Origin of the sequence: Lactobacillus sp. B4015, assembly GCF_026536055.1 — a bacterium.
In the GTDB taxonomy this organism is placed as follows: domain Bacteria; phylum Bacillota; class Bacilli; order Lactobacillales; family Lactobacillaceae; genus Lactobacillus; species Lactobacillus panisapium.
In genome coordinates, this window is sequence record NZ_JAFNOY010000002.1 from 219,064 (window position 1) to 231,762 (window position 12,699).

Annotated in this window: 9 protein-coding genes; 8 read left to right on the plus strand and 1 reads right to left on the minus strand. The window is 38.4% G+C overall.

The features are described 5' to 3' along the window. Positions 1-46: 46 nt before the first annotated feature. From J3U71_RS02770 to J3U71_RS02805, 8 genes are all read left to right on the plus strand, one after another. The gene (locus J3U71_RS02770; RefSeq protein ID WP_220269071.1) at positions 47-1,771 is read left to right on the plus strand and encodes an ABC transporter ATP-binding protein; all 1,725 of its coding nucleotides are present in this window, start codon (positions 47-49) and stop codon (positions 1,769-1,771) included. Between the two features lie 42 nt (positions 1,772-1,813). Continuing rightward, complete coding sequence (locus tag J3U71_RS02775; protein WP_220269663.1) at positions 1,814-3,643, plus strand: ABC transporter ATP-binding protein; 1,830 nt, start codon at positions 1,814-1,816, stop codon at positions 3,641-3,643. Between the two features lie 324 nt (positions 3,644-3,967). After that, entirely contained in the window at positions 3,968-5,494 is a 1,527-nt protein-coding gene (locus tag J3U71_RS02780; RefSeq protein ID WP_267392506.1) for an ABC transporter permease/substrate-binding protein, read from the plus strand. Positions 5,495-5,496: 2 nt separating this feature from the next. Continuing rightward, positions 5,497-6,477 (plus strand): ABC transporter ATP-binding protein, encoded by a 981-nt coding sequence (locus tag J3U71_RS02785; protein WP_267392505.1) that lies wholly within the window; start codon positions 5,497-5,499, stop codon positions 6,475-6,477. A 184-nt stretch (positions 6,478-6,661) separates the two neighbouring features. Then, entirely contained in the window at positions 6,662-7,348 is a 687-nt protein-coding gene (locus J3U71_RS02790; RefSeq protein ID WP_103752875.1) for a response regulator transcription factor, read from the plus strand. A 4-nt stretch (positions 7,349-7,352) separates the two neighbouring features. After that, on the plus strand, positions 7,353-8,507 hold the full coding sequence (locus J3U71_RS02795) for a sensor histidine kinase (protein WP_220220650.1): 1,155 nt from the start codon (positions 7,353-7,355) through the stop codon (positions 8,505-8,507). 43 nt (positions 8,508-8,550) lie between these two features. Beyond that, positions 8,551-10,119, plus strand: a complete 1,569-nt coding sequence (locus tag J3U71_RS02800) for a UDP-N-acetylmuramoyl-L-alanyl-D-glutamate--2,6-diaminopimelate ligase (protein ID WP_267392504.1) — start codon at positions 8,551-8,553, stop codon at positions 10,117-10,119. A gap of 17 nt (positions 10,120-10,136) precedes the next feature. Continuing rightward, positions 10,137-10,883, plus strand: a complete 747-nt coding sequence (locus J3U71_RS02805; RefSeq protein WP_267392503.1) for an aspartate/glutamate racemase family protein — start codon at positions 10,137-10,139, stop codon at positions 10,881-10,883. Between the two features lie 543 nt (positions 10,884-11,426). Here the strand turns inward: J3U71_RS02805 and J3U71_RS02810 are convergent. Next, positions 11,427-12,698, minus strand: a complete 1,272-nt coding sequence (locus tag J3U71_RS02810; protein ID WP_267392502.1) for a PTS transporter subunit IIC — start codon at positions 12,696-12,698, stop codon at positions 11,427-11,429. Between the last annotated feature and the right edge of the window lies 1 nt (position 12,699).

Consider the following 12,699-nt stretch of genomic DNA (forward strand, 5'->3'; position numbering starts at 1 on the left):
TAGGCACATATGAAAGTCATTTCACATAGATAGAAAGAGGTATTTGATGATTAACACACTGCGTAAATCAATTAGGCAGTATAAGAAACAATCCTTATTGTCGCCACTCTTTGTTACTGGTGAAGTTATCATTGAAATGTTAATTCCATATCTGGTTGGAATTTTAATTGATAACGGCATCATGAAAGGTAATATGCCTTATATTACTAGAGCTGGACTTTTACTACTGATAATCACAATCGTTTCGCTTGTTTTAGGTGCCGGAGCCAGCTACTTTTCTGCACATGCGGCAGCTGGTTTTGCAGCTAATTTGCGTAAGGACATGTTTTATCATGTTCAAGATTTTTCTTTTGAAAATATTGATAAATTCTCAAGTTCAAGTCTTGTTACTAGAATGACGACTGACGTTAACAATGTTCAAATGTCATACCAAATGCTAATCAGAATAGCGGTCAGAGCACCAATGATGCTGATAGTTTCAATAATTATGTCTTTGATCATTAGTCCACGTTTGTCACTAATCTTTGTTGTTATTGCACCAATCTTTGTCATTTTAATGGCCCTGATTATTAAGAGTGCCAATCCATATTTTCCTAAAATCTTTCGGGGATATGACCGAATGAACCAGGTCGTGCGCGAAAATATTCGGGGAATTCGCGAAGTTAAGACTTACGTTCAAGAAGAGCCGCAAACCGTAGAGTTTAAAAAATCGTCCGGTTTTATTTATAAGCTTTTCTCAACGGCACAAAAGATTATGTCACTCAACGCGATGGTGGTCATGGCCGTATTGAATATTTCCAATTTGGCTATTTGCTGGTTCGGTGCTAAAGAAATTGTTGGCGGCAGTTTACAAGCCGGTCAATTAATTTCAATGTTTTCTTATTCAAACTCAGTTTTGAACAGTTTAAACATTTTGGCCATGATTTTTACTCAGCTGGTTGTTTCTGCGGCAAGTGGCCGGAGAATTGCTGACGTAATTAATGAAAAGCCATCAATTGAGAATCCGCGTAAACCATTAAAACATGTTACTAATGGTGAGGTTATCTTTGACCACGTTAATTTTAAGTACAATCCGGATGATAAAAACCTTGCTTTGAACAATATCAATTTGAATATTAAGCCGGGTGAAACACTTGGAATTATTGGTAAAACGGGTTCATCTAAGTCGACGTTAGTAGCAATGATTCCGCGACTATACGACACTGATTCTGGTGCCGTCCGCGTTTCAGGTCATAACGTTAAGTCATATGATTTAAAGACTTTGCGTGATAATGTTGCCGTTGTTTTGCAAAACAATGTTTTATTTTCCGGTACGATCAAGGATAACTTGAAGTGGGGAAATGAACATGCAACAGATGAACAAATTCTAACTGCTGCCAAGATTGCACACGCCGATGACTTTATTCGTGAAATGCCTGATAAATACGACACAATGGTTGAGCAAGGCGGAAACAATGTTTCTGGTGGTCAGAAACAAAGAATTACGATTGCTCGTGCCTTACTAAAGAACCCAAAGATTTTGATTCTGGACGATTCAACTTCTGCGGTTGATACGCATACTGAACGGGAAATTCGTGAGTCTTTGGCAAAAGACATGCCGGAAACGACCAAAATTATCATTTCACAGAGAATTGTTTCAATTAAGGATGCTGACCGAATTGTTGTCATGGATGATGGTAAGATTCAGGATATTGGCACACATGACGAGTTAATGGAGCGTAATGATCTCTACAGCTCAATTGCCAAATTCCAAGAAGAGCAAAAGAAGTAGGTGATAAATTTGGATAAAGCAGCAGAAAATAAAAAAACAAGTATGAAGGGTCAGCGGACCACAACCTTGTACCGCTTGCTCAAATTAATTGCGAATACTAGCCCTTGGATGTTAATTACGTCAATCATTGCTATTGTATTGACGGCCGGTGCCAATGTTATTGGTTCGCTTTTTATCGAGCGTTTAATTAACGTTTATATCATTCCGTTGACTAAGCAAGCTCATCCTAATTTTGGCCCACTTTGGCAGGCAATTACAGTAATGTTTGGCTTTTATGCTATCGGCTTTATATCAAACTACCTGTTTGCAATGCTGATGGCCGTTTTGGCACAAAAAGTACAATATCGCGTTCGTAACGAAATGTTCGAACATATGGAAAAATTGCCGATTTCTTATTTTGATGAGAATGATTATGGGGATATCATGAGTCACTACACTAATGATATTGATACCCTGATGCAGATGATTTCGCAGTCAATTCCACAATTTATGAACTCGATGCTCAACATTGTGTTTGTTTTAGCAGCGATGTTTAGTTTGAGCTGGCAGCTGACTATTTTTACCTTGATTATCTTTGCATTGTCAATTGGAATTGTGCGCTTTTTAACTACGCGTTCATCACACTACTTCCAAATGCAGCAAAAAGAATTGGGTCAAGTCAACGGTTACAACGAAGAAATGCTTAATGGGCTAAAGGTAATTAAGGTCTTTAGTCATGAGCCTGAAGTTGAAAAGGATTTTAACGTTTATAACAAGGCCTTAGAAGATGCAGCAGGGAAAGCTAATACTTACGCTACTGTCTTATTCCCAATTATGGGAAATGTTGGTAACTTGCTTTACGTCTTAATCGCCGTTTTGGGTGGTGCTGTTGCGCTTAACCATATTGCTCCCTTGTCTTTGGGGGTAATTGGTGCCTTCCTGCAGCTATCTAAGCAGTTTGCTATGCCGATTGCGCAGATCTCGCAACAATTAAACTCAATTGTTATGGCGTTAGCTGGTGCAAAAAGAATTTTCGACTTGGAAGATGAACCGGTTGAAATTGATGACGGCGATGTCACCATTTCGAAAAATAACGATGTCAAGGGTTCATGGTACTGGAATGTCCCGCAAAAAGATGGTTCAGTCAAGAAGGTTACCGTTAAAGGTCACATTGTTTTTGACAAGGTAAACTTTGGGTACTCACCTAATAAGCAGATTTTGTACAACATCTCGCTTGACGCCAAACCAGGCATGAAAGTTGCTCTAGTTGGTGAAACTGGTGCAGGTAAGACCACTATCTCCAACATGCTTAACCGTTTTTATGAAATTGGTTCAGGAACAATTACCTATGATGGCATTCCAATTAAACGGATCAAAAAAGATGACTTGCGACGGTCACTATCGATTGTTCTGCAGGAAACGCACATGTTTACCGGAACTATTATGGACAATATCCGCTTCGGTAACATGGAAGCTAGCGATGATGACGTCTACCAGGCAGCACACCTTTCACACGCTGATGAGTTTATTCATAATTTAGATGAGGGATATAAGACTGTGATTGATGGTAGTGGTGGCGATTTATCCCAAGGACAAATGCAGCTATTAAGTATTGCAAGGGCAATGATTGCTGATGAACCGGTTATGATTTTGGATGAGGCAACTTCAAGCATTGATACTCAAACGGAGAAGTTGGTTCAAGCCGGAATGGATAACCTGTTAGCAGGGCGGACAAGTTTTGTCATTGCGCACCGTTTATCGACAATTGTTAACTCAGACTTAATTTTAGTTCTTGACCACGGTCATATTATTGAGGCTGGTAACCACGAAGAGCTTCTCAAGGAGAAGGGTTACTACTACGAACTCTACACTGGCAAGAAAGAAATTGAATAAAATAAATTAATAAGAATCCTAATATCTGCAATAATTTGTCAAAGATATTAGGATTTTTTGTTTGCTGATTTTTAAGAATAATTGCTGATATTAGTACACTTAAAGCTTACGCGAGCAAGGTTAAAGAAGCTTAAGGTTAACAAAGTAAAATTAACTTTCTACTAAAAAAGTATCTAATCAGAGCACATTTTTAGATGAAAACATCAGTTTGTGTTATTGTAATAAAAGAATAAATTTACGTTAACGTGTTATTGCGGTTAAAGTGCTACCTAGCAATGATTTAGCCGTTAACTAGTGCAGTGCTGAGTAAAAAGGAAATTATCAATGAACCAAATTATACAAATCCTCAATGATCGCCGGGGAGATTTATGGGTTGCCCTGTTGCAGCACTTACAAATATCGTTAGTATCATTGTTATTAGCAATGTTGATAGCAATGCCGCTTGCCTTTTGGGCAACTAAGCATAAAAAGGCGGCTGAATTTTTATTACAGTTAACCAGTATCTTACAAACAATTCCGTCCTTAGCCCTTTTAGGTCTTTTGATTCCGTTAGTTGGGATTGGCACGGTTCCGGCAGTGATTGCCCTAGTTGTTTATGCCCTGTTGCCAATTTTTCAAAATACTTATGTTGGACTAACCGGCATTGATCCCGCGCTTGAAGAAGCTGCCAATGCTTTTGGGATGTCTAGACTGCAAAAACTGACTAAGGTTGAATTACCGCTTGCGATGCCAACAATTATTTCGGGAATTCGGACTGCGCTAATTTTAATCATCGGTACAGCAACGATGGCTGCGTTAATTGGTGCAGGTGGATTAGGAAGTTTTATCTTACTAGGAATTGATCGCAATAACACTGCCTTAATCATTATCGGTGCTGTTTGTTCCGGCCTATTGGCAATCACTTTAAGTGCGCTAATCAAGTGGCTTGAACATACCTCAATTAGAATCACCCTTGGTGTTTTCGGCGTCTGCCTGCTTTTTTTGGTCGGTTCAGGTGTTTATCAAACAATCAATAGCCAGACGGAAACGGTGACGATTGCCGGTAAATTAGGTGCAGAACCAGAAATCTTAATTAATATGTACAAAGAATTGATTGAAGACGGTGATAAGCACGTCAAAGTAACCCTTAAGCCCAATTTTGGGAAGACAACTTTTTTGTTTAGTGCACTTAAAAATGACAAAATTGATATTTATCCGGAATTTACCGGAACAGTACTGGAAACTTTAGCCAAAAAGCCGGTCACGACGACTAATTTAACCGAAAAGCAAACTTATCAGCAAGCGCGTGCAATTCTTGCTAAGCAAGATAACCTTACTTTGCTTAAGCCAATGGCCTACGATAATACTTATGCGCTCGCGGTTAAAGCCAGTTTTATGAAAAAACACCAGCTAAAGACAATCAGTGATTTAGCAAACATTCAGAACCAGTTAAAGGGTGGAATGACCATGGAATTTATTGATCGTGGTGATGGCTTTAAGGGTATTAAAAAGCTTTACCAGATTAATTTCCCGGTTAAATCGATGGAACCGGCACTGCGCTACCAGGCAATTGAGCAGGGAAAAGTTAATATTGTTGACGCATATTCCACTGATAGTGAACTGCGGCAATATCACTTAAATATTTTAAAAGATGATAAGCATAACTTCCCAATCTATCAGGGGGCACCACTCATGCGGTCTGATTTTGCTAAACGGCACCCACAGATTGTAGCTAGTTTGAACAAACTGGCAGGCAGAATTACGGAAAAAGAAATGCAGGAAATGAATTATGAAGTGAACGTCAAAAATGCGGATCCAAGCCAAGTGGCCCATAAATATCTAGTGCGACATCATTTAATTAAGGAGAACTAGCCATGACAACAGCAATTAAATTTGAACACGTAAAAAAAGCCTTTGCTGATCAAGTGGTAGTTAATGATTTCAATTTAGACATTCAGCAAGGTGAGCTATTTGTTCTGGTAGGTAATTCTGGTAGTGGCAAAACGACCTCAATTAAAATGATTAACCGGTTGGAGGACCCCAGTTCCGGTAGGGTACTAGTTAATGATCAGCCCACCACTAATTATAATGTCCAAAAACTGCGGTGGAACATTGGGTACGTGCTGCAGCAAATTGCCCTTTTTCCTAATATGACTGTTGCTAAGAATATTGCTTTAATCCCTGAAATCAAGGGCGAAGTGAAGGGTAAAGAACAAGAACAACGCGAAAAGGTACGCAATTTATTAAAGCAAGTCAACCTCGATCCAGATAACTACTATGATCGCTATCCGCGAGAACTATCTGGTGGTGAGCAGCAACGGATTGGAATCTTACGGGCAATTGCTTTTAAGCCGCCAATTGTGTTAATGGATGAGCCCTTTAGTGCCCTTGATCCATTGTCGCGGACTAATCTCCAAGATCTTGTTATTAAGCTTCACCGGGAGCTGCATAATACCATTGTTTTTGTTACACATGATATGAGTGAAGCACTTAAACTGGCTGACCGAATTGGTGTTATGAAAGATGGCAATTTATTGCAAGTTGCTGAGCCGCAAGAGATTCTGCGTCATCCTGCTAACCAGTTTGTCCGCGAATTCTTCCAAGGAAGTCTTGGCAAAGATTTATACGAAACGCCTGTGCGTCAAGCAATCCTGTTTAATGCACTTAAAGAGGAGCAAGGAGATAGTACTAAAGCGGCGCCTGTAATTAGTGTTGATGATAAATTAGCTAACTTATTAGCTCTTTTAAGCGACCATCCAGCAATTGCTGTTCAAAATTCGAATCATGAAGTACTGGGCTATATTGACCGGCAATGGATTATCAGGTATTTGAGTGGAATAAATGATTTTAACTAGCTAAGTTGGACCAGGTTGTCCAACTTTTTTAATAAAAAGATAAGTTATGCTTGAATATTAGGTGATTATCAGATAATTGGCTAAAATAGATGGCAAAGAGTCTGCTACACTATAGTTAGCAAAAATAAAACGAAAAAAATTTAGATAAATCTAACAAAAAAAATTAAAGAAGGGAATATGCCCGATGAAAATTTTAGTAGTTGATGACGATAAAGAAATCGTTGAATTATTAAGTATTTACCTTAAAAATGAAGGTTATACCCCTGTTGTAGCTTATAGCGGCAAAGAAGCCATTACTAAGCTCACTACTACTCCTGACATTGCTCTAATGATTTTGGACGTAATGATGCCTAGCATGAGTGGAATTGATGTAATTAAGGAAGTTCGGAAAGACTCGGATATTCCGATTATTATCGTTTCCGCTAAGACCGGCGACATGGATAAAATCCAGGGACTAATTACTGGTGCCGATGACTATGTTTCCAAACCATTTAATCCGTTAGAGGTAATGGCCCGTGTACGTTCACTGTTACGTCGAAGTCAAAAGCAGGTTAAAGATGATGAACCTGATGTTCTTGAAATTGGACCGCTCATTATTAACCGTGATTCACATGAGGTGAAAACGATTGACGGTAAGGATATTCAGTTGACGGCACTGGAATTTGGAATTTTATATTTACTTGCCAGTCACCCTAACCGGGTATTTTCAGCCGATGAAATATTTGAACGTGTTTGGCAGCAAGAATCCATTGTTTCTGCCAAAACCGTCATGGTTCACGTTTCGCACTTGCGTGACAAGATTCAAAAAGCAACTGGTGGCGAAGATGTCATTCAAACTGTTTGGGGCGTAGGCTATAAGGTTGAGGCTTAGCTAAATGAAAAAAGAACGTGTCAAGTTAACAGCCGCGGAAAAAAGTGAACTTTTCGCTGAAGGCGTAATTACGGTTGTATTATTATTGCTGCTCAATTTATCAATCGTTATTTTAATCAATCTGACCATTCTGCAAAATAAAAACTTGGTAAACGGTATTTATTTTTTAAAGAAAACAATTACTTTTGCTGGCGGACGGCATCTCTGGTCTTGGCAAAACACCTTTTTGGTGATTATGGGTATTGGGGATTTAATTGTCCTTTATTGGCGACTCATCAGGCGTTATCACCAGATGCAGCTGCGTCACGTTATTTCAGAACTGCATTATATTGCTCAGGGTCATTTTGATCACACCATTTCTTTTAAAGTGAAAACAGACCTGCAAAAAGTTATCGACTCGATTAATTCGCTAGTTGATAGCACGGTAACTGCTATTAATGAAGAAAGAACAATTGAAAAGTCCAAAGATGAATTAATTAGTAATGTTTCTCATGATATTAGAACGCCGCTAACCTCAATTATTGGCTATTTGGGCTTATTGAAATCAGGGGTCTCAGATCCTGAAGACCAGCAAAGATACCTCAATATTGCGTACATGAAAGCCGAGCAAATGAAATCACTTGCTCATGACCTGCTTGAATATACGACACTTAAGTCAACTAGTACTAAGCTTAGTTTGTCTTCTTTACACATCTTTTCGATGCTAGAACAAGTTGCTGCTGGCTTCGAATTTGAAGCGGATGAAAAGGGAATTATTTTTAATATTGAAACAAGACCTAAGGACCTAACGATTCAAGCCGATCCAGAAAAGCTTGTTAGAGTCTATAATAACTTGATTTCTAATGCTTTAAAATATGGTACCGGGGCAACGCAAATTAACTTGATAGCTAATTTAGTCAATAATAACGAAGTTGAACTGCGGGTAGAAAATAACGGTGCACGCATTCCCGAAGAGTCATTAAAAAAGATTTTTGAGCGTTTTTACCGGATGGAGACTTCCCGAAATACCAAAACTGGCGGAACTGGGCTTGGACTCTCGATTACTAAGAGTATTGTCGACTTGCATCATGGCAAAATTCACTGCGAATCAGATGATAATTGGACACGTTTTATCATTTGTTTGCCATTAGATCCAAAGAATGCAAAAACTCACGCCTAGCTGTGATATAATTTTGACTAGATAACTAATAGAGGGGTATAGCATGAGTATTTCTTTAAATACCTGTATTTTAATTTTAAAAGAACATCACCTGCTTAAGTCCAGTGCAGTTCAAGATACGGTGATTACGCGGATGGAATATGTTTCATATGATTCACGTGATATCCAAACTAATACCTTGTTCTTCTGCAAAGGAGCAGGTTTTCGACCAACTTATTTATCAATGGCAAAAGATAACGGTGCTAATTGTTATGTTGCTGAACAGCCTTATCCGGAAGGAAAAGGAATGCACGCCTTGATTGTACGTGATGTTGCCAAAGCAATGGCCTTGTTATCGGCAGCATTCTTCCGGTTTCCACAGGATGATTTATACGTAATTGCCATTACTGGAACTAAGGGTAAGACAACGACGGCATACTTTTTAAAGGGGATGCTTGACCAAGTTAATGGCGGCAGAACGGCATTAATTTCTTCCGTTAATAATGTTGTGGGGAAAAAACCAGAAGATACATTCAAGTCTAGCCTGACCACACCAGAATCACTTGATTTGTTCCGTGACATGCGTAATGCAGTCGATAATGGCATGACTCATTTAGTAATGGAAGTTTCTAGTCAAGCTTATAAACGTAACCGGGTATTTGGCCTAACTTATGATCTCGGGTTCTTCTTGAATATTTCTCCAGATCATATTGGTCCAAACGAGCATCCTAATTTTGCGGATTACTTACACTGCAAGCTGCAGTTATTGGTTAATGCACGTAAGTGTATAATCAATGCACAAACTGCGCACTTTAACGAGGTTTATGCGGCAGCTACCACTACGACTGATCCTGACAGCATTTATTTATTTGCTGATGAGAAGTTTGAAAATCCTGCTTTACCGCAAATAATTGATTTCCGGTATTCTTCTGAAGAACTTGATATGGCACGGACTAAGTTCAAAGTTTCATGTATCAGTGACCAAGCTAAAAAGCTAAAAATTGCGGGTGATTACGAGCTAAAGATGTTAGGTGATTTTAATGAGTCCAACGGAACAGCTGCTGTGATTGGTGCAGGCTTAGCTGGAATGGAACATGATGCTGCTGCTAGGGGCATTCGCGATGTTAGTGTTCCCGGAAGAATGCAGACAGAAGTAACTAAGGACCATGGTGTGGTAGTAGTTGATTATGCACACAATGAAGCCTCAATGATGGCACTGATGGGCTTCATGCAACGTGAATTTGATAATCCAAAAATCATTGTGGTTGTCGGTGCACCTGGAGATAAAGGCGTTTCTCGCCGTCCCGGTTTTAGTAAAAGCCTGAATGCGTACGCCGACAAGGCCTTCTTGACTACTGATGATCCTGGCTTTGAGGATCCACTAGAAATTTGCCAGGAAATCGATGCTGGTATTGATCATTCAAAAGTGGACGTAACAATTGAACTTGACCGGCAAAAGGCCATTCACGATGCAATCAGCATGGCGAAAAAAGGTGATGTTGTCTTAGTCTGTGGCAAGGGTGAAGATGGCTTCCAGAAAGTACGTGGTATTAATACCCCTTATCCTTCAGATATTACTGTTGCTCAGCAAATAATTAACGAGTTAGAAGGACAAGACGAGCACTTTAATTAGTGAGAAAAGCAGAACATATGAAAAACTTTTTTACCATTCTTGGCGGAATGGGAACGATTGCGACGGAGAGCCTAGCTCGCCAATTAAATCACCGAATTAAGATTACTAAGGATCAGGACTACTTAAATTACGTTCTGGTCAATGATGCTCAAATTCCTGATAGAACAGCATATATTAAAGATCATTCGCAACCTAATTTCTTTCTTAATTTGCGTGAAGATGTTTTACAGCAAGCGCAACTTAAGCCAGATTTCTTTATTATGCCGTGTAACACTGCACACTATTTTTATGATGACTTGGCAGCGCTGACCGATGTTCCTTTCTTGCATATGATGCGGATTGCTGTTCACCGGTTTGTGCAAGATTACCCGGACGAAACAAAAATTGGTTTAATTGCGACTGAAGGATCAATTTATGATCATCTTTATGTTGATGAATTAGCCAAAGTAGGGCGAAAAGCTGAATTAGGCGGCCCAGAAATACAACCGTTAGTAACTGAATTAATCTACGACAACATCAAGCAAAAGGGTGTTGTTGATGCTGAGTTGTATCACCGCATATTGCGCAAAATGCATGATGAGTATGGCTGCGAGGTTATTTTGCTGGGTTGTACCGAGTTATCTTTGGCACAAGAAAAGGCGGCAGACCACCCGTATAATATAATTGATCCCCAATCAATTATTGCGGATGTAGCAATTGAATTGGAATTAAAAATTCGTGCGGGAATGGCTCCTGCAGAAGCTGTAAAAAAATATTTGTATTAAATTGATTAATTGGCTTTTAAGTAAAAAACTAGTATTCGTTATTTGAAATGTTCCCTATAATTAGTACAGCTTCTATTACTAAATTATTTAAAAAATAAGAAATAGAGAATTTTGATTATGGGTAATACTAGTTTTAGTACTTATGATATAAATGTTTAGTATTACCCATCATATTAATGTAATGTAACTAGTAACTTTAGTTGGTCGTCCATACTTAATCTGGTACTTTTGACAATCACATATTGAATAGGTTGATAAAAGGCTTCTTTGGCAATTTAAACTAGAGACAATTTACAGCTTAAAAAATAATTTAAAAATTGGGAACAGCAGTTGGAAAAGAATCAAGACAGAGACAAAAGGGGACTAACCCCGATTAAATATCGGGAATTAGTCCTCAGTTTTAAATTTAATAAAACGACCTAATTTTAAAATTCACATCTAATTTATACTTAATTATTTTAAACACTTTAATTTTTAAGATACGTTAATACTTTAAATGAAGATTTATAAGCATATAAAAAATTGATTGTGTTAGCTTGCTATTTAAATAAGTGTGGCAATCCATTCGCTGCCTTTAATAAAAATCCATCCAATCCAAGTTGTTGCAGATCCAACTAAATTGGTAATGGAACTAAAAGCTTTTATAGAACTAACATTTGATTGAGCAGCTGCTTTTGTGAATTCAGGAGCAATGGATGTTCCGACATAGAAAATAGTAACTACGATGAGTATGCCAGAAATAAGCATTCTAAATATATTCCGGTTACAAAATGGTGCTATTAAAGCAAACAAGAACATTAGCGAAGCGAGGTCGGCAAATGGAAGTACTCGGTTGTCGGGAAGAATAAAGGCCAAAATAATTGCCAATGGCAAAAGCAAAAGACCAGTAGATAACACTGAAGGGTCATCGATTAATAGTGCTGTATCCATTCCAATATAGAATTCTCTTTTCGGAAACCATTCTTTTAACTTATTATTTACATGGTCTTTTACCAAGACTAGACCTGAAACCAGAACATCAACCACTATTGGCAGGAGGTACATTGAGGCAGCAATATTTACTCCTAAGGTTAAAGTCTTAGAAAAATCGTAACCAGCCAGTATTCCCATTAAGAAACCAATAATTGCACCGAAGCTAATTGGTTCACCCAATATTCCAAGTCTGTTATTAATTGTTTCAGGGTCCAACTTAATTTTGTTTAAACCAGGAATGTGTTCACAGATCCAATTTCCTGCAATTCCAAACGGTACCCATGCTAAACAAGTTAGGTGAGGAAATGAAATACCCTTTAAATCCTTTTTAGGAAATTTGTTCTGAATGATTGGTTGGGTTATGTCTGCAATAATTAACGTTAAGACATAAATGATCCAGTCTGCAATAACTGCAATCCAGTAGTTATTTGTACCTGCGTAGATAAGGCTGCCTACTAAAAGAAAAATCCAAAAATTAAAAATGTCAAGGTCAACAGTTTTTGTTAAGTTTAAAAATAGTAGAATCGCGTTTATAACTAAGAATCCTATAACGGTGACCAACATAATTGATGATCCCCAGCCAATTGTTGATGCGGTTCCCCATCCAACGTCTGTAACAGTTAATTTTAAACCTAATCGCGCAACCATTGCTTTCGAAGCAGGACCTAAAGCATTCAGCATTAAGTTAATAACCATCGAAACACCTGTAAAACCAACACCGACAAGCATACCAGCCTTAAAAGCTTTTGCTAGACTCATTCTAAAAATTATGCCAACGATAAAAAAGATAATGGGCATCATCACTGAGGAGCCTAACCCAACAATAGTGTTAATTAATGTCATT